Annotated in this window: 20 protein-coding genes and 1 other annotated feature; of the genes, 14 read left to right on the forward strand and 6 right to left on the reverse strand. The window is 47.7% G+C overall.

All coding sequences use genetic code 11. The features are described 5' to 3' along the window. Positions 1-216: 216 nt before the first annotated feature. Positions 217-954 (forward strand): YciK family oxidoreductase, encoded by a 738-nt coding sequence (locus L5L94_RS12225; protein ID WP_263163356.1) that lies wholly within the window; start codon positions 217-219, stop codon positions 952-954. 145 nt (positions 955-1,099) lie between these two features. Here the strand turns inward: L5L94_RS12225 and L5L94_RS12230 are convergent, their stop codons facing one another. From L5L94_RS12230 to rnm, 6 genes are all read right to left on the reverse strand, one after another. Further along, a complete protein-coding gene (locus tag L5L94_RS12230; RefSeq protein ID WP_263163357.1) occupies positions 1,100-2,065 on the reverse strand; it encodes an exo-alpha-sialidase in 966 nt (321 codons plus the stop codon). 101 nt (positions 2,066-2,166) lie between these two features. Beyond that, the gene (rluB, locus tag L5L94_RS12235; protein WP_028760991.1) at positions 2,167-3,042 is read right to left on the reverse strand and encodes a 23S rRNA pseudouridine(2605) synthase RluB; all 876 of its coding nucleotides are present in this window, start codon (positions 3,040-3,042) and stop codon (positions 2,167-2,169) included. Next, positions 3,039-3,632, reverse strand: coding sequence for an SMC-Scp complex subunit ScpB (scpB, locus tag L5L94_RS12240; RefSeq protein ID WP_014610798.1), 594 nt, complete (start codon positions 3,630-3,632; stop codon positions 3,039-3,041). The genes rluB and scpB overlap by 4 nt, the downstream gene beginning before the upstream one ends. 3 nt (positions 3,633-3,635) lie before the next feature. Beyond that, complete coding sequence (locus L5L94_RS12245) at positions 3,636-4,424, reverse strand: segregation and condensation protein A (protein WP_011788945.1); 789 nt, start codon at positions 4,422-4,424, stop codon at positions 3,636-3,638. Between the two features lie 159 nt (positions 4,425-4,583). Further along, entirely contained in the window at positions 4,584-5,204 is a 621-nt protein-coding gene (locus L5L94_RS12250; RefSeq protein WP_011788944.1) for an L-threonylcarbamoyladenylate synthase, read from the reverse strand. Then, positions 5,201-6,061, reverse strand: coding sequence for an RNase RNM (gene rnm, locus L5L94_RS12255; RefSeq protein ID WP_011788943.1), 861 nt, complete (start codon positions 6,059-6,061; stop codon positions 5,201-5,203). The genes L5L94_RS12250 and rnm overlap by 4 nt, the downstream gene beginning before the upstream one ends. Before the next feature lie 210 nt (positions 6,062-6,271). Further along, positions 6,272-6,379: a sequence feature (Trp leader region), on the forward strand. A 97-nt stretch (positions 6,380-6,476) separates the two neighbouring features. Here rnm and L5L94_RS12260 point away from each other — a divergent pair. The 13 genes from L5L94_RS12260 (at position 6,477) to fhuF (ending at position 22,904) form a co-directional block, all read left to right on the forward strand. Then, a complete protein-coding gene (locus L5L94_RS12260; protein WP_263163361.1) occupies positions 6,477-8,162 on the forward strand; it encodes an anthranilate synthase component 1 in 1,686 nt (561 codons plus the stop codon). After that, on the forward strand, positions 8,159-8,761 hold the full coding sequence (locus L5L94_RS12265; RefSeq protein ID WP_168824192.1) for an aminodeoxychorismate/anthranilate synthase component II: 603 nt from the start codon (positions 8,159-8,161) through the stop codon (positions 8,759-8,761). The genes L5L94_RS12260 and L5L94_RS12265 overlap by 4 nt, the downstream gene beginning before the upstream one ends. Then, positions 8,758-9,804, forward strand: coding sequence for an anthranilate phosphoribosyltransferase (gene trpD / locus L5L94_RS12270; protein WP_263163363.1), 1,047 nt, complete (start codon positions 8,758-8,760; stop codon positions 9,802-9,804). The genes L5L94_RS12265 and trpD overlap by 4 nt, the downstream gene beginning before the upstream one ends. Before the next feature lie 6 nt (positions 9,805-9,810). Continuing rightward, the gene (gene trpCF, locus L5L94_RS12275; RefSeq protein WP_263163365.1) at positions 9,811-11,289 is read left to right on the forward strand and encodes a bifunctional indole-3-glycerol-phosphate synthase TrpC/phosphoribosylanthranilate isomerase TrpF; all 1,479 of its coding nucleotides are present in this window, start codon (positions 9,811-9,813) and stop codon (positions 11,287-11,289) included. Positions 11,290-11,468: 179 nt separating this feature from the next. Beyond that, complete coding sequence (gene trpB, locus L5L94_RS12280) at positions 11,469-12,659, forward strand: tryptophan synthase subunit beta (protein WP_173244108.1); 1,191 nt, start codon at positions 11,469-11,471, stop codon at positions 12,657-12,659. Positions 12,660-12,664: 5 nt separating this feature from the next. Beyond that, positions 12,665-13,501 (forward strand): tryptophan synthase subunit alpha, encoded by an 837-nt coding sequence (gene trpA / locus L5L94_RS12285; protein ID WP_263163366.1) that lies wholly within the window; start codon positions 12,665-12,667, stop codon positions 13,499-13,501. A 246-nt stretch (positions 13,502-13,747) separates the two neighbouring features. Then, on the forward strand, positions 13,748-14,179 hold the full coding sequence (locus tag L5L94_RS12290) for a glycerate kinase (protein ID WP_105252115.1): 432 nt from the start codon (positions 13,748-13,750) through the stop codon (positions 14,177-14,179). Positions 14,180-14,250: 71 nt separating this feature from the next. After that, complete coding sequence (locus L5L94_RS12295; RefSeq protein WP_028761002.1) at positions 14,251-14,535, forward strand: DUF2798 domain-containing protein; 285 nt, start codon at positions 14,251-14,253, stop codon at positions 14,533-14,535. Between the two features lie 733 nt (positions 14,536-15,268). Beyond that, the gene (locus tag L5L94_RS12300; RefSeq protein ID WP_263163367.1) at positions 15,269-16,783 is read left to right on the forward strand and encodes a lysine N(6)-hydroxylase/L-ornithine N(5)-oxygenase family protein; all 1,515 of its coding nucleotides are present in this window, start codon (positions 15,269-15,271) and stop codon (positions 16,781-16,783) included. A gap of 2 nt (positions 16,784-16,785) precedes the next feature. Next, the gene (locus L5L94_RS12305) at positions 16,786-17,451 is read left to right on the forward strand and encodes a GNAT family N-acetyltransferase (protein ID WP_263163369.1); all 666 of its coding nucleotides are present in this window, start codon (positions 16,786-16,788) and stop codon (positions 17,449-17,451) included. Between the two features lie 9 nt (positions 17,452-17,460). Beyond that, positions 17,461-19,389 (forward strand): IucA/IucC family protein, encoded by a 1,929-nt coding sequence (locus L5L94_RS12310; protein ID WP_263163371.1) that lies wholly within the window; start codon positions 17,461-17,463, stop codon positions 19,387-19,389. A 95-nt stretch (positions 19,390-19,484) separates the two neighbouring features. Next, a complete protein-coding gene (locus L5L94_RS12315) occupies positions 19,485-21,710 on the forward strand; it encodes a TonB-dependent siderophore receptor (RefSeq protein ID WP_263163373.1) in 2,226 nt (741 codons plus the stop codon). Positions 21,711-21,833: 123 nt separating this feature from the next. Next, complete coding sequence (gene fhuF, locus L5L94_RS12320) at positions 21,834-22,904, forward strand: siderophore-iron reductase FhuF (protein ID WP_263163374.1); 1,071 nt, start codon at positions 21,834-21,836, stop codon at positions 22,902-22,904. Positions 22,905-22,947: the final 43 nt, after the last annotated feature.

The raw sequence follows: 22,947 nt of genomic DNA on the forward strand, positions 1-22,947 counted from the left end.
ATTAGTCACAATAGCTTTTAGATCTGTGACCAATAGGGCTTATGTTAGCCCCTAACTCATTTCAAGTTAACGTAAAAATATTGAGTTAGCCACAAGTTTGTCACAAAGATTTTAGCTATTGATAACAAAGTTTCATTCATTTGTTTGAAACATGCGTTTATCACTTCGGCGACTCTAGAAGTGGCGGGCATTCTCGCCAAGAGGAAAAAGAGACTCATGTTGGAATATCAAGCAGCAAAAGATTTACTCAAGGGCAAGACGATTTTAGTCACAGGCGCTGGTGCTGGCATAGGCCGAACCGCCGCCATTGAGTTTGCAAAACACGGCGCCACTGTGATTTTACTTGGTAAAACAGTGAAAAAATTGGAAGCAGTTTACGACGTAATAGAACAAGCCGGTTATCCCAAACCTGCTATAGTGCCATTAGATCTTAAGGGCGCAACGGAACAAAATTATCGCGATATGGCCGATACCATTGCCGAGCAATTCGATCATTTAGACGGCTTATTGCATAACGCTAGCTTACTCGGTGCCTTAGGTCCGTTTGAACACATAGATATTCCATCACTCGAAGACGTGCTCAAAGTGAACGTCACGGCCCAAGTCATGCTAACTAAAGCATTACTACCTGTGATGCGCCAAGCACCCAGTGCATCGATTATCTTTACGTCGAGCAGTGTGGGTCGTCAAGGCCGCGCCTATTGGGGACCTTATGCTTTCTCTAAGTTTGCAACCGAAGGCATGATGCAAGTTCTCGCCCATGAATGTGATGGCACCTCGGTTCGAGTCAACAGCATCAATCCAGGAGCTACCCGCACTGAGATGCGCGCTAAAGCCTACCCTGCAGAGAATCCACTGGATCTCAAAACCGCTGAAGAGATCATGCCGACCTATCTCTATTTGATCGGTCAAGATTCTAGTGCCGTCAACGGACAGCAGTTTAACGCACAGTAATCGAATCGCTTATTGAGTTTCTGCTGGTATGATTCAGCAATATTAAAGGGCCTATTTATGGCTCTTTATTATTTTAGATATTCTCAAAATGAAACCCGAACTTGTCGATGACATTAAGTACGACAAAGATAGCGCACCGCAAATCTTAGCTTAACTGAATTTTTGCAAAATAAATCATCGTTTTAGCTTTGGCGACTCTGTTTGATTCATCAAGCGAATTTTGCATATCCAGCTGTGAGTCAGCTAACTCATGGCTGGAGTAATAACTTACCCACAACTCATTTCCATCAATAACAAAGCCCGCATAACTAGTATCGCCCTTCGATGGCAGTGTCAGTAGTTCTTGAACCACGCCAGTATCTGGATGAATTTCAACTAAAGCCGTTCGAACTTGTTCATCGTATAAACGCACTACAGCCAACAAACGGGATTGATACATCAACATCACTGGCCCACCAATGCGCTTATCGAGTTCTTGCCATTGCCAATCAGTGAATGGCATTTGACTGCGGCCGAGTAAACCGACAAATTCTGGGCCCCATACGGGATCGCGCCTCAATAGACAAAAGCCGTTTTCTTGATGAAAAACAATGGCAGTTTCGTTGACATAACCTTGATTATTAAACACCTTTAACCAAGTCTCAAACTGCACCCCATCATCACTTTTATACAAGCGGGTATCGCCATCAGGCCCAGCGCGATAACCCACGCCATAGAGTGCATTTTGATGCTCGGTTAAGCGCCATAACCAATAGCCTTTATCAGCGACTTTTAACGCATCCGACCACGCTAGCCCATTGGCTGAGCGCCAAAGATGTGATTGTAAGCCGGACTTATCGTGTAAAGTCCCGCCGCCGAGTAAGAGTAATTCTCCTTGATACTCAATCAGTTTGCCATCGCGTAAATCCGCCTCATCCGAACGGATCAGCGCCACGCTCTGCCAAGTGTCGCCTAAATCCGCTGAGCGTAGAATTCGTAGCGCACCATCGGGTGACACATGGGCAGTCCCTTCACGGAAAACGCAAAACAGTGCCCCCTGAAACGTGATTAAATCGGTAAACGCATTATGGGCAGCGTGTTCCCAAATCCGTTTCACTGAAATTAGCTTCATCCATTCACTCCTCAATCCAACTGAGACTTGTTATAACATAGCTGCAAATAACAGAAAGCAAAAAGGCCGCTTAGCGGCCTTTTTCATTGGGATAAAACAACTTAGCTGCGCTGACGCGATGGCTTAGGTTTTCCCGATCCGGTTACTTTATGCTTACGTACGGCGCGGCGAATTTTAGCACTCTTCACCTGAGCACGGGCTACGCTGTGTTTATCAGCGGCGAGCATAGTACGAGTTTCGGGCTCAAGACCCGCCAGCTTACGCAAGTAGTTAACTTGCTCTACTGGCAATTCAACCCAGCCACCGCGAGGCAGTGATTTTGGCAGTTCGACCATACCATAACGAATACGGATCAAACGACTCACCTGTACTTCTTGGGATTCCCACAAACGGCGCACTTCACGGTTGCGACCTTCGCGTAAACACACATGCCACCACTGGTTCATGCCTTCGCCGCCCGCTGGTTTGATGCTATCAAACTGCGCAGGGCCGTCTTCTAACATGACGCCAGTACGTAAACGTTGTACTGTCGCCTCAGGGATTTCACCAAAGGTACGCACTGCGTATTCGCGGTCGACTTCGTTCGATGGATGCATTAAACGGTTCGCCAACTCACCATCTGACGTAAACAACAATAAGCCTGAGGTGTTAATGTCTAAACGACCCACCGCTACCCAGCGTGAATCACGCACTTTAGGCAAGCGATCGAATACCGTTGGACGGCCTTCAGGATCTTTACGACTGCAAATTTCGCCTTCAGGTTTATGATATGCCAGCACACGGCAAATCACGTCTTCGGCAGACTTTAACGAAATGGCTCTGCCATCGATACGCACTTTGGCATCGGCTTCAATCCGATCCCCAAGGCTAGCAATTTCACCATCAATACTAACTCGGCCTGCAGCAATCCATGCCTCCATCTCACGACGGGAGCCATGGCCTGCACGGGCCAAGACTTTCTGCAATTTTTCACTCATTTAGTATTTTGCTCTTCTGACTGTTCTGGCGCTGATTTCAAACCTGAAAAAACCGCCTGCAATGACTCAGTATCCGACAGCGGCGGTAAATCCGCTAAGGTGTCTAAGCCAAAATATGCTAAAAATTCTAAGGTAGTGGCATATAACGCGGGTCGCCCCGGTACTTCTTTATGGCCAACTACTTTAATCCAATGTCTATCTGACAAACTTTTTATGATATGGCTACTTATAGCCACACCGCGCACCTGTTCAATATCGCCGCGAGTCACAGGTTGACGATAGGCAATCACCGCCAAGGTTTCTAATGTCGCACGCGAATATTTAGGGGCTTTTTCCTGCCACAGGGGCTGCAAAAAAGGGCTCAAGACTTCTAAGGTCTGGAAGCGGTAACCTCCAGCGACTTTCACAAGTTGTACACCTCTGTCTTGATAATCCTGTTGCAGCTCATCCAATGCCGCTTTTATTTTGTCTCTGGAAACCGTGAAATCCACCAAGACAGTGTCTTTCAACATTTTCGCCGACAAGGGTTTCCCCAATACAAACAAACTCGCTTCAATAAGCTGTTTTAATTGAGTCGGATTTATCTGCATCAATTAATAGGCCTTAACGTAAATAGTTGAAAACGGCTCTGTTTGGTACAATTCGACCAATAATTCTTTGACTAATTCCATCAAAGCTAAGAAGGTGACTACCACGCCAGCACGGCCTTCTTCTACGGTAAATAAACGTTCAAAGGCCGTAAAATCTTCCGAGTTCAACATGGCTAAAATCTGGCTCATGCGTTCACGGGTCGATAACTGTTCACGCTTAACATGATGATCCTCATAGGCATCGATACGTTTGAGTACATCACCAAAGGCGCGGGCAATTTCAAACAACGAAACTTCTGGCGGGATCACCAGTGGCTTAATCCCAGGTGCTGCCACGGCTTTGGCTTGAAATACATCCCGCTCGAGCCGCGGTAAATCATCGAGTTTTTGCGACGCTTCTTTAATCACTTCATAGGCTTTAAGCTGCCGAATAAGCTGTGCCCGTGGATCTTCCTCAACCTCATCTTCGGCCACCATACGCGGCAGCAGCAAACGGGATTTAATCTCGGCAAGCGTTGCTGCCATCACTAAATAATCGGCGGCAAGTTCGATTCGAGCCTGAGTCAGCAACGTAATATATTCTAAATACTGCGCGGTGATTTGCTGAATGGGTAAATCGACAACGTCTAATTTTTGCTTACGGATCAAATATAAAAGTAAATCCAATGGTCCTTCAAAGGACTCAAGGAACACTTCCAATGCCTCCGGCGGAATAAACAAATCCAGCGGCATTTCGGTCATTGCCTGACCACGAATAACGGCTAAGGGTAAACTCTGTTGCGTGCCCTGCATCCGCTATCTTGCTCCGTTAACACTGCGCTATCCAACCTAGGCTAACGCCAAACGCGCGATTATACCTGTAAATTTACGGCGATAAAACTGCCAAATGTTGACTACCACTATCCGAATCACTTACCCGCATCCATTAGCGATAAATCTAATGCGGCAGATTTAGAGGAACGGCGTGATATCACCCGCGCCTTCACGTAAAATCTCGGCGCCATCTTCAGACATATCAATTACAGTCGTCGGCTTTTCGCCTAAATAACCACCGTGGATAATCACATCCACTTGATGCTCGAGCAAATCACGAATTTGTTCAGGATCAGACTCGGCAAACTCGGCATTTGGCATCACTAAACTGGTCGACATCAGCGGCGCATCTAAGGCTTCAAGCAACGCCAGTGCGATCACATTGTCGGGCACGCGAATACCTATGGTCTTTTTCTTGTCATTTTGCAGCCGACGGGGCACTTCTTTGGTCGCTTTAAAAATGAAGGTATAAGGTCCAGGCGTGCAACTTTTTAGAATACGATAGGCTTGGTTATCCACCTTGGCGTAGGTTGCAAGCTCGGAGAGATCACGGCACATCAATGAAAAATTATGATCGTTCTCAATTTGACGAATTCTCGCCATCCGCGTCATCGCGTCTTTCTCACCAATCAAGCAGCCTAATGCATAGCCTGAATCGGTGGGGTAAACAATCACACCGCCTGCTTTTAAGGCTGCGACGGCTTGACTGATAAGACGGGCTTGCGGATTTACTTCATGTACATAAAAAAACTGACTCATGGTCGTTCCATCCAAGATCTCGATTGCCAGACCCAATCAATACCTTGGGGCTGATACAGATTTTTACCTAATTCTATCCAATTGCTTGGAAAGTGAAAATCACTCCCTATCGATGCAAGCAACTGGTTTTGAACGCTCAGCGCCACAAGATTGGCCCTGTCGTCTAACGTTTGCTGGCCGAGTACCACTTCCATGGCATCTCCACCTGCTTCTTTAAATTCGCGCACTAAGCGCTTAAGCCACTTAGCGGATAACTTGTAACCGCTAGGGTGGGCTAACACAGCTAACCCGCCCGCGTTATGGATCACTTCAATCGCGCTAGCCATATCGCCCCAATTATTGGGCACATAACCAGTTTTACCCCGAGCTAAATAGCGTTTAAATACACTCGGCATATCCACAGCATGACCCTTATCAGCCATCCAGCGAGCGTAATGTCCACGGCTCAACGCGGCATCACCCGCCAACGCCTTAGCGCCTTCGTAGGCACCTTCGATACCAGCTTTAGCTAATCTATGGCCAATTTCTTGGGCACGTAATTCACGTAATTCACGCTGGTTTTCTAAAAATGCTAATAGCGCGAGGTTATCGGCATCGAAGTTAAGCGCCACGATATGAATATCGTAACTATTCCAGCGAGTAGAGATTTCCACGCCAGAAATCAATTTCAATGGTGCAGCTTGTGCCTGATTAAAGGCACGGGCTTCAGGTAAACCTGCCACAGTGTCGTGATCGGTGATCGCAAATAACTGCACGCCCTTTTCAAGGGCTCTTGCCACCAATTCAGACGGCGTTAACTGACCATCGGACGCGGTCGTGTGGCTGTGTAAATCAGCCAATATGCTTTGAGTATTCATGGCGCTATTGTACGCGCATTTGTTAACAAATGCGCTGCTATCTCGCACTTTGTCGCTAAGTCATATCAATTTTATGCCTCATTGAAGTGGATAAATCGCAGAAAATGAAAAATATTCAATTGACATTATTGCTCGGCTCATGTTTTCTATAGGTCCATTAACGAATTAGCGAGACCCTTTTGAATGACCCACATTAACGCTTCATTAAACATCATTTGGTGGTGGCACTTCCCAACGTAGCGGGTGGTGTGAAGCTCTGTGCTCATTTGAAAGTGACCAGAATCAACAAGAAGCCCGCAGAAATGCGGGCTTTTTTGTTAGGTGCGAAAAATGTCGGCAAACTCGGGTGAAAAATTAAGAAAGCGAGATAACTCATAATGTTAAAGACATTTAATCAGGTAGCTGGAGTATGAACATGCCCAAACAGACATTCGCACGCTCAAGCACACTCAAGGCGGCATTAACCTACCACAGCGATCCACTACGCTTATATCAGCATATCACCCAAGATGCGCCCCATACTATGTTGCTCGAATCGGCCGAAATCGACAGTAAAGATCACTTAAAAAGCATGGTAATGACCCATGCCGCCATGATGATCCGCTGTGACGGTTATCAGCTGACCTTCACCGCACTGACCGACAATGGCGCGAGCTTACTTGCTCCTATCGAACGCTTTTTTAGCCCGACCGCCCACTGCCAAAGCGCGCAATCCACCTTAGTGGTGACACTACAAAAAGACACTCAATTGCAGGATGAAGATGCACGCTTAAAATCGACCTCGCCACTCGATGGCCTGCGGATGTTTATCCAGCAGATTGATTGTGGCGCTCATACTGACAGCCAGATTAAACCCGCCTTTGAGGATCTGTTTTTAGGTGGCGTGCTGGCCTACGACTTGATTGATACCGTCGAACCACTGCCTGCCGTACCGAACCGCGATAACGATTGCCCTGATTACCTATTTTACCTCGCTGAAACCTTAATCCTTATCGATCATAAACTTAAACAAGCCGACATCATTACCCATAACTTCAGTCACGATTCAGCTCAATATGCCGCCATCACCGCAACGCTAAGTGAGCGGGTACAAAGTTTAACTGCAGAGTGTAAAACCCTCGGTAATTCACCTGCCGATATACCGACACTGGTCGCCATCGACGCAACTGAGCAAGTCAATATTTCCGATGAGGTGTTCAAACAAACCATTATCGATTTGAAAGAACACATTATTGCGGGCGATATTTTCCAAGTAGTGCCATCCCGTAGCTTTAGTTTGCCTTGCCCGAATACTTTAGGGGCTTATCGTGCCCTGCGCCTGACGAACCCTAGCCCTTACATGTTTTATTTCAGAGGCCAAGATTTCACGCTGTTTGGTGCCTCACCAGAAAGTGCGCTCAAATTTGATGCCAGCAGTAATCAGGTGGAAGTCTACCCGATTGCCGGCACCCGCAAACGCGGTAAAACCGCAACGGGTGAGATTGATTTTGACTTAGACAGCCGTATTGAACTTGAACTGCGTTTAGATAAAAAAGAACTGTCGGAACACTTAATGCTGGTCGATTTAGCTCGCAACGATATCGCACGCATCAGCCAAAGCGGCAGCCGCAAAGTCGCCGAATTATTAAAAGTTGACCGTTATTCCCACGTGATGCACCTCGTCAGCCGTGTAACGGGTCAACTGCGCCAAGATTTAGATGCCCTACATGCTTATCAGGCCTGTATGAATATGGGCACATTAGTGGGCGCACCAAAAGTACGTGCATCACAACTGGTACGCCAAGCAGAAAAAGCCCGCCGCGGCAGCTATGGTGGCGCTGTGGGTTACCTTAATGCCCTTGGTGACATGGACACTTGCATCGTTATCCGCTCCGCCTTTGTTAAAAATGGCACCGCCTTTATTCAAGCGGGCGCTGGCGTGGTATTTGATTCGGATCCACAAAGCGAAGCAGATGAAACCCGTCAAAAAGCCCAAGCCGTGATTTCAGCCATCAAGATGGGCGCTGGACTGCTAGTAACTGAATCACCAGTGAATGAATCGTCAGCTCAATCCACTTCGCATAATCCTCTTCAGTGCAATATAAATAGGAGCCAAATATGAAACTCTATCTACTCGATAACTTTGACTCCTTTACCTATAACCTAGTGGATCAATTTCGCAGCCTAGGTTGTGAAGTGGTGATTTACCGCAACGATGTTGCCGCCGATTATATCGCTGAAAAACTGCTTAACGAACAAGAGCCTGCAGCCCTCGTGTTATCACCAGGACCAGGTGCGCCCCATGAAGCAGGCTCTATGATGGCACTTATCGCCAAAGTTGCGGGTAAGGTACCTATGCTGGGTATCTGCCTTGGGCATCAAGCCATGGTGGAATATTACGGCGGCACAGTGGCACGCGCACCTTTTGTGGTGCACGGCAAGGCAAGTCCGACTTTCCATGACGGTACTGGCGTATTTGCCGGTTTGCCCTCTCCCCTGCCCGTTGCCCGCTATCACAGTCTCGTCGCCACTCAAGTACCGGATTGCCTGCAAGTGATTGCAACCACTGACGCTATGCCGATGGCAATTCTGCACCCTGAGCACAGAGCCGTTGGCTTTCAGTTCCACCCTGAATCGATTCTCACCACCTTAGGCAGCACACTGCTCATTCAAACCTTGGCATTTCTGACCCAAGACATGACTGCAGGAGTAAATGCATGAGTACAAACCATATTCAGCCTTTACTCGATGTTTTATACCAAGGTAAGAGTTTAAGTCGCGAGCACACCTTTGAGATTTTTAGCGCGTTAATTCGCGGTGAAATGAGTGAAGCCACTATGGCAGGCATGTTAGTCGCGCTCAAGATGCGCGGTGAAACCATAGATGAGATCAGTGGCGCCGCCGATGCCATGCGCGCCGCCGCCAAGACGTTTCCCTACTCGAATGGCGATAACCTTAGCAATGGCATCGTTGACATAGTTGGCACGGGTGGCGATGGCTTTAATACCATTAATATTTCCACCACTGCGGCCTTTGTTGCCGCGGCGGCGGGCGCCAAGGTCGCCAAACACGGCAATCGTAGCGTGTCGAGTAAATCGGGTTCATCGGATCTTTTGGCGCAGTTTGGCATTGACTTAACCATGTCACCAGACACCGCCAGTCGTTGCCTCGACGCATTGAACCTGTGCTTTTTATTTGCGCCCCACTACCACGGCGGAGTAAAACATGCGGGGCCGGTCAGGCAAGCACTGAAAACGCGCACTTTATTCAATGTGTTAGGGCCACTTATCAATCCTGCCCGCCCCGAATTTATGTTACTTGGCGTGTATAGCCCTGAGTTAGTCTTACCGATAGCGAAAGTATTAAAGGCGCTTGGCACAAAACGCGCTATGGTAGTGCACGGCAGTGGTTTAGATGAAGTCGCGCTGCACGGCAACACCCAAGTGGCCGAATTAAAAGACGGCGACATCATAGAGTATCAACTCACGCCCGCCGATTTAGGTGTGCCTTTAGCACAAATCAGTGACTTAGAAGGCGGCGAACCCGCGCAGAATGCCTTGATCACCGAGGCAATTTTGAAAGGTTGTGGCACAGATGCACATGCCAATGCGGTCGCCATCAATGCGGGTTGTGCTTTATATGTGTGTGGGATTGCTGATTCAGTGAAAACAGGAACCTTACTTGCGCTCAGTACCATACAAAGCGGTAAAGCCTTTGAATTGTTAAGCCAATTAGCTAAAGTCAGCAGTGAAACAAAGGAATAAGTGGCAATGACTCAAGAACTGATAACAAATAGCCAAGATATGAGAACTCAGCCACAGGCAGAAACAAACCCTATGCCAAAAAGTAATGTGTTAACCCGTATAGTCGACACCAAAGCTGCCCATATTGCCGCCCTGAAGCTGCGTTTCCCCGAGGCCAGTCTGTCGCCAAAAATCTCTGACCGCAGTTTATTTGCCGCACTCAAGGCGCCCAAGGCGGGTTACATTTTAGAATGTAAAAGAGCCAGCCCGTCCAAAGGGCTTATCCGCGATGTGTTTGATGTAGAAGCCATTGCCGATATTTACGGAAAATATGCGGCGGGCATTTCGGTATTAACCGACGAGCAGTTTTTCCAAGGGGATATGGACTATATCCCTAAGGTGCGCGCTCGGGTGAACCAACCTATTCTGTGCAAAGATTTTTTTGTCGATGAATACCAAATTAAACTCGCCGCCCACCAAGGTGCCGATGCCATTCTGTTGATGCTGTCCGTGCTCGATGATGCGCAATATCACCGCCTAGCGAAAGAAGCCGCTAAATATCTACTCGATGTGCTGACCGAAGTCAGTAACGAAGAAGAACTTAAACGCGCCATCGCATTAGATGCGCCGATTATTGGGATCAATAACCGTAACTTAAGGGATTTAAGTACCGATCTCGCCACCACAGAAACGCTAGCGCCACACATTGGCAGCGACCGCGTGGTGATCAGCGAATCAGGCATCTACAACAATCAGCAAGTACGCCGCCTGAGTCCACTGGTTGATGGTTTCCTCGTCGGTAGTTCGATAATGGCCGAGGCTGATATCGACTTAGCCTGCCGTAAATTGATCTTCGGTCACAATAAAGTCTGCGGCCTCACCCGCATGGAAGATATTCGCGCCGCGGCAACGTCAGGCGCCGTCTATGCCGGGCTGATTTTTGCTGAAAAATCCCCGCGCGCGTTAACCCTTAACGCAGCTGAACAATTGCTCAGGGAATATCGCGCATCCGCGGCTCCCGCCATTGAATTCGTCGGCGTGTTTGTTAATGCCGCGCCAAGCACCATTACGGATACCGCAGCCCGTTTGCAGTTATCTGCCGTACAGCTGCATGGCACTGAAACTGAACTTGAAATCGCACAACTCGCAGAGCGACTTGAGCAAGCGGGACTCACTACTCAAATTTGGAAAGCCGTCAGCGTCGATGCGCAAACGGGTGAGCTTGGTAACTTACCTCAGGGAGCATCGCGATATCTCTTTGATAGTAAAACGTCAGATCAATTTGGCGGCTCGGGCCAAGCCTTTAATTGGCAAAGCATTGATGTGAAATCCCTCTGCCCACAAAAGGCCTATGCCATGTTGGCGGGCGGACTCAACGCCGACAATGCGGCCAGTGCCAATGCCCAAGGATTTTACGGTTTAGATTTTAATTCTGGCCTAGAAACCGCCGCAGGAATTAAATCGGCGCAACTGATCCAAACAGCTTTTGCCCATTTACGTCTCTAGCCTATCGCGCTAAGCAAGAAGCCCTAGATGCTGTTGGTGCAGGGCAAGAGTGATGCTCAACAAAAAATATGAACCTATTAATGCCAGTGGCCAAATAGATAACGATGCGGTTAACCCCAAGACGCTGTTAGCACAATCGAAGCCACTGACAAACTGATTGATAAGATAAGGAAAAAGGTATGTCAAAGTTAAAGCTTAACCCTTATTTCGGCGAATACGGCGGCATGTATGTGCCACAGATTTTAGTGCCAGCCCTTAAGCAATTAGAAACTGCCTTTGTGGAAGCGCAGGAAGATGAAGACTTTAAAGCCGAGTTTACCGATTTACTGAAGAACTACGCGGGTCGCCCAACAGCACTGACCTTAACCCGCAATTTAAGCCCAAATCCTATGGTGAAAATCTACCTTAAACGGGAAGATTTACTCCACGGCGGCGCCCATAAAACCAACCAAGTGTTAGGCCAAGCACTGCTTGCTAAGCGTATGGGTAAAAAGGAAATTATTGCAGAAACTGGCGCAGGACAACACGGCGTTGCCACCGCCCTTGCCTGCGCGCTATTAGGCTTGAAATGTAAAGTCTATATGGGCGCGAAGGACGTTGCGCGCCAATCACCTAACGTATTTAGAATGCGGTTGATGGGCGCGGAAGTCATTCCTGTCACCTCAGGTTCTGCCACCTTAAAAGATGCCTGTAACGAGGCGATGCGCGACTGGTCTGGCAGCTACGAAAAGGCCCACTATCTTCTGGGCACCGCTGCGGGGCCACATCCGTTCCCAACCATAGTGCGTGAATTCCAACGCATTATTGGCGAAGAAACCAAAAAACAAATGCTGGAACGTGAAGGTCGCCTGCCCGATGCGGTTATCGCCTGTGTGGGCGGCGGTTCCAACGCTATCGGCATGTTTGCTGACTTTATCGACGAGCCAAGTGTCGAACTGATTGGCGTCGAACCTGCGGGTAAAGGCATAGACACGCCAATGCACGGCGCGCCGCTTAAACACGGTAAGACAGGGATTTTCTTCGGCATGAAAGCGCCTTTGATGCAAGATAGCGAAGGTCAAATCGAAGAATCCTACTCGATTTCAGCAGGATTGGACTTCCCCTCCGTTGGCCCGCAGCACGCGCATCTTAATGCCACTGGCCGCGCCCGTTATGAATCGGCTACCGATGATGAAGCCTTAGAAGCCTTCCAACAACTGGCGCGCTGTGAAGGGATTATCCCCGCATTGGAATCGGCGCATGCTATCGCCTATGCCGTCAAAATGGCGCGCGAGTGCACCAAAGAAACCATTTTAGTGGTCAATCTTTCCGGTCGTGGCGACAAAGATATTTTCACCGTTTCTGACATTTTGAATGGTAAAGAGGTATAACGAACATGAGTGATACATTGACTAACCCAGGCCTTTACCAAGCGGCCCGTTACCAAGCCACCTTTGCCAAACTCAAAACTGAAGGTCGTGGCGCTTTTGTCCCATTCGTCACCCTTGGCGACCCTAGCCCTGAGTTATCGCTAAAAATTATCGATACCTTAGTGCAAAACGGCGCCGATGCCTTAGAACTGGGCTTTCCGTTTTCCGATCCCTTGGCCGATGGCCCAGTGATCCAAGGCGCTAACCTGCGTTCTTTAGCCGCAGGCACGACTCCAACGGCGTGTTTTGAATTACTGGCGCAAGTGCGTGCAAAATACCCTGAACTGCCAATCGGTTTACTGCTTTATGCGAACTTAGTCTTTGCTAACGGCATAGATGCGTTTTACGCCAAAGCGCAGCAAGCGGGTGTGGATTCAGTACTTATCGCCGATGTGCCAGTGGAAGAATCAGCGCCCTTTAGCGAAGCCGCTAAAGCCCATGGTATTGCGCCAATTTTTATCACGCCGCCCAATGCCGACAGTGAAACCCTTGAGCAAGTGAGTAAAAGTGGTGAAGGTTACACCTATCTCTTATCCCGCTCGGGAGTCACAGGCACAGACACGAAAGCTGGCGTGCCGGTAGAGGAAATTTTATCTAAATTAAAAACCTTTAACGCCCCACCACCGCTCCTCGGTTTTGGTATTGCCGAGCCTTTACAGGTAAGCGCCGCCATCAAAGCGGGCGCTGCGGGGGCGATTTCTGGCTCTGCCGTAGTAAAAATCATCGAAACCCACCAGCACGATGAAGTTAAGCTACTTGCAACGCTTGGGGAATTTACTCGCGCAATGAAGGCTGCAACCTAAGAGAGTCTTGATTTAAATAATCCAATATAAATCAAGAATTCAATTACAAATAAAATAAGTGAGGTAGACTCGTCGCCTCGCTTATTTTGTTTATATTTACCAAGCTCTATGTTTACTCAGCCTTTATCTCCCGCAAACACTATCTATCAAGGCAATACTGACACTCACGCAGTACTACACTGACAGCGTATTTATTTAGTCACAGTTCCTCGATAGAATGCCCTATCGAAGAAAAACGGACTTTTTATGCAGTATCGGATCTATATTCTCGAATTAACGCCTTGGGGCTGTGGTTTTGAAGGTGAAGTTGCAGGTAAATGCGATAATGGTGCACCAATTTGGTTTTACTACCAAGGTAGCGATCAGCAGGCCGAAATTCGTTTTCCGGTTAACCAATGGGTCACAGTTGAATTGCTTGGCCGATTAGCAAGTGCCAGTCTTCAAGCTGATATGATTAAACAAACGCCACACCAGCATCTAAAATTCCCGTTGCATAACTGTCACTTTGAAGCTTCGGGACAAATCATCGACATCAGCCAAACACCCGAAGATACAATTTACCTGTTGCAATCAAATCTACCGCTCCCCTTTGATAATGAACTTGGGAAATCCCCTATCTCGCTAGGCCATTGGGTTAATGTAACAGGCGAGCTTTGGGTAACAAATTGGATGAATTGAGTCGATAAAAAAAGGTATAGTGCTAGCCTGTAACAAATCATTCGCCTGATACATATCCATTAGAGGATCCGATGACCATTTCTAAATCTTTACCCGATAACAAACCTCGTACTTTTTTGGGTACACCCAAATTACCGGCCAAGTATGCCACTGTGGTGATGCCATTTTTTCTCTCTATTCTCATGAGTTGTATCGTTTCTGGGATCAGCACTTTCAATGGCGTTGGCGCTTCACCGCAATTTCTCGAACTCTGGCTCGGCGCTTGGCTGATCTCATGGGTTGTCGCCTTTCCTACACTGCTGATGGTGTTACCTTTGGTGCGTAAAATCACAGCTCATTTTGTCGATTTACGCTAGTTTTACGACTTAATCTTCCGATTTAACTATTTTATTTCAAAGCCGTTTTAGGACGGCTTTATCTTGAACTCCTTCTCTTATGCGTACAGCAACTAAAAATTACATCGATAATTGCTCGATCTGTTACCCTGCCAATATTCACTTAAACTAAAACAGTACGACCTACACCATACCAATCGTATTAAATCAAAGCGCTCATTGAGCCCCCAGTCCACGCTTTACAATGGATTTACACTGACCGTTTAGCGGCACCTATGTTTATTGTATAAGGATGACATGACTCCCACCTAAATCAATTTTCCTCTGCTCTCGAACCAACTCAAGCATTAATGTAACCCACTGTATTTATATATTTTATAAAAATAGAGCTCGTAAAACCCTAAATGATACATCCTCAAAACGCTGCCTAATTATCACTCCTTTGTCATTTACTTATTTGTACCATTAACCGTATCTGCCCCCCTTATTCATCAGTTAAAAGTATTAACCCACAGCCCCACGCAAATGAGAATGATTTGCATTTGAATATTTTCACATGCTAATTTACCTACCGTTGTCGGGACAGAGACAGCAGGAAATGGCCTAAGGACTGAGCTAAAAATAGCGAGTTAATCAACGCAAGATAAATAGCCAAACAGTCTATTTTGATAACCGCATTCACTTTGGTTTGCGTCCTTAGGTAACTGATTACTGGATCGGCAACGCGCAGCAGCATGTTGCCAAGGAGGCGTAAGTGAGTACACAGCAAAGGGAAATGGATCGCGAAATCTTTGATCTACTTGGCATAGGCATTGGCCCATTCAATCTTGGCCTCGCCGCCTTATCAGAACCTATTGACGGCTTTAACTGCTTATTTTTAGATGCTAAAACCAGTTTTGACTGGCATCCAGGCATGCTACTCAAATCCTCAAGATTACAAACACCCTTTATGTCGGATCTGGTGACTATGGCCGATCCCACCAGCCGCTACAGTTACCTTAATTTTGCCAAGCAAACGGGCAGACTTTATCCCTTTTATATTCGTGAGAATTTCTTTTTACCTCGCCACGAATACAACTTGTATTGCCAATGGGTGAGCCAACAACTCAGCAACCTTAAATTTGGTTTTAAGGTCACTCAAGTGGATTACAACGCAGGTGAAAGTATTTATCGAGTTACAGGTTTTGATAGGCGCAGTGGTAAAACCCATACCTATCAATGCCGAAAGCTAGTGCTAGGCACTGGCACTGAACCTTATCTACCAAAGGATTGCCCAATCCAAGATGCACGGGTCATGCATACCGCCAGTTATATGCAGCAAAAAACCTACCTGCAGAGTCAGAGTGCCATCACAGTAATTGGTAGTGGCCAGAGTGCGGCGGAAGTGTTTTACGATCTACTGCAAGATATTGATACCTATGGTTATCAACTCAATTGGATGACACGATCAGCGCGTTTTTATCCCTTGGAATATACCAAGCTTACTTTAGAGATGACCTCGCCAGATTATGTCGATTACTTCCACGAGTTGACCCCTAATCAAAGATGCTCACTGATCGCCAGCCAGAAACAGCTCTACAAAGGGATAAATTCTGAGCTGATAAACGACATTTACGATTTGTTATATCAAAAGCGCCTATTGGCCGATTTTCAATGCCGACTGATGACGAATGCGGCACTGACTCATATCAAGCCCCAAGCCAATATGCTCAAGTTGCATTTCCACCACAATGAAAAAAATCACACCTTTGAGCAAGAAACGGGCGCCGTTATTTTAGGCACAGGTTACCACTATCGTTTACCCGAGTTTATTAGTGGTATTAAGCAACAAGTCGAATTCGATGACGCCGGACAACTTAGCGTGCAGCGTGATTACAGCATAGATATTCGAGGGGATATTTTTGTCCAGAATGTCGGTTTGCATACCCATGGGATAAGCTCTCCAGATCTGGGGATGGGCTGTTATCGCAACGGCACCATCTTAAAAGCCGTGCTCGGTTATGCGCCCTACCACATTGAGGAACATATCGCGTTTCAAACCTTCGATCCGGCCAAACTTGCCAGTCATCAGCCCTGCGGCGCCAATGCAATTAACACGCTGGATCTTAATCCAAGACATTTTCCTAAGGCGCCGCACAGAAAAACTCAAGTTGATGCGCCACAAACTATCCCTCCAACCAAGATTCCAAGTTCTGGCGCAAGTTCAACCGTGAGTTCAGGCGCGGGAACCAATATGCCGGTCTTAATGGCGCCGAACCAGGAGGCATAATAATGGCAAGCCAATTTAGCAACCATTGTTTAACACAACTATCCGCTATTTCGAGCATTAATGGTTTTCAGTTCAGAGCGTTAGACCTTACACAAGACATTCCAACACTACAGTCTTGGTTTAACCAAGATTACGCCAAGTTTTGGGGTATGCAGGGCTTGAACCTTGATGCCATAAAAAATCTGTTAGCAACGACAGAGCACAAGTTTGCCTTGATGGGTGAGTGGCAGGGTAAATCACTCTTTATGGTGGAGCTCTACGATCCCGCCCACGATGAAGTCGGCAAGCACTATCGTGTTGCGCCGGGGGATTGCGGTATGCATCTGATTATCGCGCCGCCCGATGGTAGCCCAATCAACGGCTTATCCTTCAAAGTGATGGATGCGATAGCGCAGCTCGTGCTTGAAAAATTGGCCTTTAACCGCCTAGTGGTTGAACCCGATCAACTCAATAGCAAAATTCATCGCTTAAATAGCCGAGTGGGCATTCGCTATGAAAAAGCGATTCAGTTAAGCACTAAAGCCGCGTTCCTCGGATTTTGCACTGCGGCCGATCGCCAGCTGGCATCAAGCACACCCTCTTCGATGCGCTTAGCCCAGACAACCTCAGCGCTGCCAAGCACGCTCGCCGCGCCCGTAACCTCTCCCATGACATTATCGACTCTTTAGGTGAACTAGATGAACTTACCCACAAAAGCCTTACTAATGGATCCATTGACAACGCAGGATCATCCAACTCACGCAGCGGCGGCTCAACTCAATCCTGCGCTGTCGTCAACCTCGACTTCTATGCCGGAGCACTTGACCCCCGCCTATTGGCAAGCGGCTAATCGGCATTTAGTGAAGAAAATCCTCTGCGAATTCACCCACGAGAAAATCATCACGCCGACCCTATACGGGCAAAAAGCGGGGCTTAACCACTATGAACTCAGGCTCAAAGACAGCACTTACTATTTTAGCGCGCGGCACTATCAGCTCGATCATCTTGCTATCGATGCAGATTCCATCCGCGTTTCAGTCGCAGGACAAGAGCAAGCCCTCGATGCGATGTCGCTGATCATTTCCCTTAAAAATGACTTAGGGATCAGCGAAACCTTACTGCCCACGTATTTAGAGGAAATCACTAGCACCCTCTACAGCAAGGCGTACAAGTTAGCGCATCAGGCGATCCCCGCCGCCACGCTGGCGCGAGCCGATTATCAGAGCATAGAAGCGGGTATGACTGAAGGCCATCCGGTGTTTATTGCCAATAACGGCCGGATTGGCTTTGATATGCAGGATTATCGTCAATTTGCCCCAGAAAGTGCGATGCCGATGCAGTTAATCTGGCTTGGAGTGCGCAAGAGTAAGACCACGTTTGCTGCCCTCGAAAACTTGAGTCACGACGCGTTACTCAAGGAGGAGCTTGGCCAGCAGTTCACTGACTTCCAACAACGTCTTAAAACCCAGCAGCATGATCCGCAGGACTTCTACTTTATGCCTGTGCATCCTTGGCAGTGGCGCGAAAAAATCGCCCGCGTCTTTGCCGGCGACATAGCCCGTGGCGATCTGGTTTATCTTGGCGAAGGCAGTGAACAGTACCAAGTTCAGCAATCGATACGCACTTTCTTCAATCTTTCATCGCCACAAAAGTGCTATGTCAAAACCGCGCTTTCCATCTTAAACATGGGCTTTATGCGCGGCCTGTCGCCCCTTTACATGAGCTGCACACCGCAAATAAATGCATGGGTGGCGAACTTGGTTGAAAGCGACCCTTACTTTACTCAGCAAGGGTTTGTGATCCTTAAAGAAATTGCCGCCATAGGTTATCACCACCATTATTACGAGCAGGCACTCACCCAAGACAGCGCCTACAAAAAAATGCTCTCTGCACTATGGCGCGAAAGCCCACTGCCGCACATTGCGCCTAAGCAAAATCTGATGACCATGGCCGCTCTGCTGCACACGGATCATGAAGATAAAGCGCTAATTTCGGCCTTGATAACGGCCTCAGGCTTGCCAGCAAAAGACTGGTTGAGCCGTTACCTCAACTTGTATCTGTCGCCCTTATTGCACGCGTTTTTTGCCTACGATCTGGTCTTTATGCCCCATGGTGAAAACCTGATCTTAGTGCTGGATGAATATGTGCCGGTCAAGATTTTAATGAAAGACATAGGCGAAGAAGTCGCGGTACTCAATGGCACCTCGCCGCTGCCTGATGATGTAAAACGCCTTGCGGTAAGCCTTGAAGAAGAGATGAAGCTTAACTACATCTTACTGGATATTTTTGACTGTATTTTCCGCTATTTAGCACCGCTGTTAGATGAGCAAACCAGTGTCAGTGAAAGCCAATTCTGGGAATTAGTGGCGGACAATGTACGTGACTACCAAGCTCAACATCCACATTTGGCCGCCAAGTTTGCCCAATACGATCTGTTTAAGGACAGCTTTGTACGCACCTGCCTCAATCGTATCCAATTGAATAACAACCAACAAATGATAGACCTCGCCGACAGGGAGAAAAACCTGCGCTTCGCCGGCGGTATCGATAATCCCTTGGCGGCCTTTAGGCAAAGCCATGCCTTTAAGCGCCCCAAACTTGGCAGCGCTGAATCGAAAACATGTTAACGCGCAACTAAGCAAATAGACCCGACACTTTCTGAAACTTGACGAAACGTTTGTGTGGGCCACTTATTGGCCCGCTTTATTTAACCCCAACCTAAATGGAATTAAAGATCACCATTATGAAGACTTTCCCTCTCTCCAGCATCGCACTCGTCTGTCGGCAAGCCCTCGTTAACCCGAAGCTATTGCTGTGCTCAGCCATGTTAGCCACGGTTCCCTATGCCACAGCTGACACTGTCGATGCGGATAGTAAAACTAAAAAGCACCAGAAAGAAATTGAAGTCATCAATGTCATTGGCGCTAAGGATTTACACGACAACCGTTATAAAACCCAAGCAATGAACACGGCAACTGGGCTCGATTTATCCTATTTAGAAACGCCGCAGTCGGTCACGTCCATCACCCGCCAAATGATGAACGATCAACAGCTTAATAGCGTGATTGATGCCATGACCAGCGTTGCCGGGATTAATGCTCGCCCTATGGATAACGATAGATACAGCATTAGTGCCCGCGGCATTGCCGTGACCAGTATACTGTACGATGGCGTACCCACCACCTACGACACCCGCTTCAACTATGGCGATAACCTTATCGACACCGCCATCTACGAGCGAGTAGAAGTGGTACGCGGCGCGACTGGCCTCATGACGGGAGCCGGTAATCCCTCGGCGGCTATTAACCTTATCCGTAAACGCCCGACTCAAGAGTTTATGGGCAACACCTCGTTAAGTGTGGGCTCATGGAATAATGTGCGCGGTATGGTCGATGTTTCCAGCGGCTTAAATGACTCGGGTTCTGTGCGCGGTCGCGTGGTGGCCGCCTATCAGGATAAAGATTCATTCCAAGACAGGTACGAGCAGCAGCGCACTACGCTATACGGCATAGTCGAAACCGATATTGGCGATAGCACCTTATTCACCCTTGGTGTCGATTACCAAGATGCTACACCGAGCGGCACTATGTCGGGCGGTTTACCGCTATTTTACAGCGATGGCAGTCGCACTAATTATGATCGTGCCACTTCAACGGCGCCCGATTGGGGCTCGGCGCATACCCAAGGCCTCAACACTTTTGCGAGTCTCGAACATAGATTAGATAACGGTTGGAACCTAAAAGGGACTTACACCTACGGCGATAACTCATTGGAGTTCGATGTACTATGGGCCACGGGATATCCAGATCCTGTAACCAATATCGGCGCCACTGCAGGCTCTATCGCCTATGTCGACGGCAGTCGCACCCAACACAATGTGGATTTGCGCGCCGAAGGACAATACCAACTCTTTGGATTAGAACATCAATTGATGTTTGGCTGGAATGGCCAACGCCAAGAGTTCGCCAATCCCTACTATTATCCCACTGCGGCAGTACCGCCTTTGGGGGATTTTCGCGATCCGAACTTCCAATATCCAAAACCTCAATGGAAGGAAACCTATACCACGGGTTCATTTGGCGAAACCAAACAGAGTGCAGCCTATGTAGCGACTCAGCTTAATCTCAGCGACGCTTTAGCTGTCATCGTCGGATTACGCCTCAATGAGTGGGAAACCGACCAAGATAATTTTGGCAGCCGTTACGATTTCAACATCAGCAACGAACTCACTACTTACTTCGGCCTCACCTACGCCCTGACCGAGCAATATTCGCTCTACGCCAGTTATACGGACATTTTTGCACCGCAAACTAAGCAAAGAATCGATAAAAGCTACCTAGATCCAGTTAAAGGGAAAAACTACGAAGGCGGGATTAAGGCGAGCCTGTTCGATGAGGCTTTAGATATGTCGCTGTCGGTGTTTGAGATCAGACAAGACAATGTCGGAGTCAGCACTGGCGATGTGATCCCAGGTACCACAACGCAAGTGTATGAAGGCGTAAACGGTACAAAAACACAGGGATTCGAATTTGAATCGACGGGTAAAATCACTGATGACTGGAATCTTTACTTAGGTTACACCCAGTTCACTAGCGAAGATCCTGAAGGCAAACGTATCAGTACCACGTCACCACGTCAGCAGTTAAAACTCTTCACCACTTATACCTTTGGCGGTGATTGGCATAAATTGCAAATAGGTGCGGGGGTTAACTGGCAGAGCCGCGTCTACCAAACAGTTAATTCGCCACTTGGCAAAGTCGAAGTAGAGCAAGGCTCTTACGCACTAGCGAGTCTAATGGCGAGTTACGCCTTCACAGAGCAGCTTAAGCTCAGCGCAAACCTGCACAACGCCTTAGATAAAAGCTACTACAGCCAAGTCGGTCAATATAGTCAATTCCAATACGGTACGCCGCGAAGTGCCAGCTTAACCTTGGACTATCGCTTCTAAGTCAGATTTATATTGAGATCGTTCGAAAAACCTTGTGAGCCCAAATCTTGGGCTCGCAAGGTAATAATTTACATGGACTTATCGATAACCGCGGCAATCAATCACAGCCATTAAGGAGTCACTATGGCAAGCCAACGGAGAGACACCAGACTGCAAACATTGTGCGATACCTCGCCAAGCCACAACGCGTTGAATCAAACTATTTTGTCACTCAATCAGCTGTTACATCAACGGGCACCCTTCTATGGCGAGCACCTTCGCGCAACGCAGTCACCTACAGGGCTCAGTTTTGATGAATGGAGTAACGTCGATACTTATCAAAAACTCATTGCACGTTTTGCCATCGCACATCCTAGCGCAGAAACTCAGAGTGAAACTGAAGCTATAACTGAAGATGAAACCGAGGTTAGTAAAACAGCTGCAAACAGCCGAGCGCACGCTTTGGTCAGTAAAAGCGCTACGGCCAGTATAAAAGACACTCGCAAAGCGCTGTATTCACTTTGGGGTCAATGGTATTTTGGCCTTTTAGTTCCGCCTGTGATGGAGTGGATTTTTAACGCAAAAAAAGCCGATTTCGAGCCTATTCACTGGCAGCCACAGTCCGTGTTTATGCAGGTACACGCCAGTGGCCGAGTGGCAAAATTTGAATTTAACATCGCAAATCGTCAGCCAAATACCGCTTTGACCTTTAAAAAATACCACGGCATCGAACCACTTTCCCAAACAAACACTAAGCCAAGTTTCAAGACAGACACTAAGGTACACTCGCCATTAACCTCATATAAGCCGCCAGTTGATAAAGAACTCGCCCTACAAGGCCTTATCTTAAACTTACTGCAACCGAGTGTTGAGCGACTACTCACTTTGAGCCCCGTGCCCGCTAAATTATATTGGAGTCACTTAGGCTATCTGATCCACTGGTATCTAGGAGAGTTGGGATTATCTCAGCAACAAAGTCAGCAACTTAAGCAAGCTCTGTTTCGCAGAACGACCTTTTTTGATGGCACCCAAAATCCACTGTATAACAGCATCAATTTGATTGTTGAACCCAAAGAAGGCAGCACAAACATCCAATGCATTCGCCGTACTTGCTGCCTAAGGTATCAACTCGCCAACACTGGCCAATGCCACGATTGCCCACTACTAAGTCGCCCTAACGCTAAGACAAACGCCGCCAAACAAGCACAAGTCTAACTTGCCCATTAAACCCATTTAATGGGCAAGATCGCAATCCTAG

The organism is Shewanella sp. SM21, from assembly GCF_025654335.1.
Taxonomy (GTDB): Bacteria; Pseudomonadota; Gammaproteobacteria; order Enterobacterales; family Shewanellaceae; genus Shewanella; species Shewanella oncorhynchi.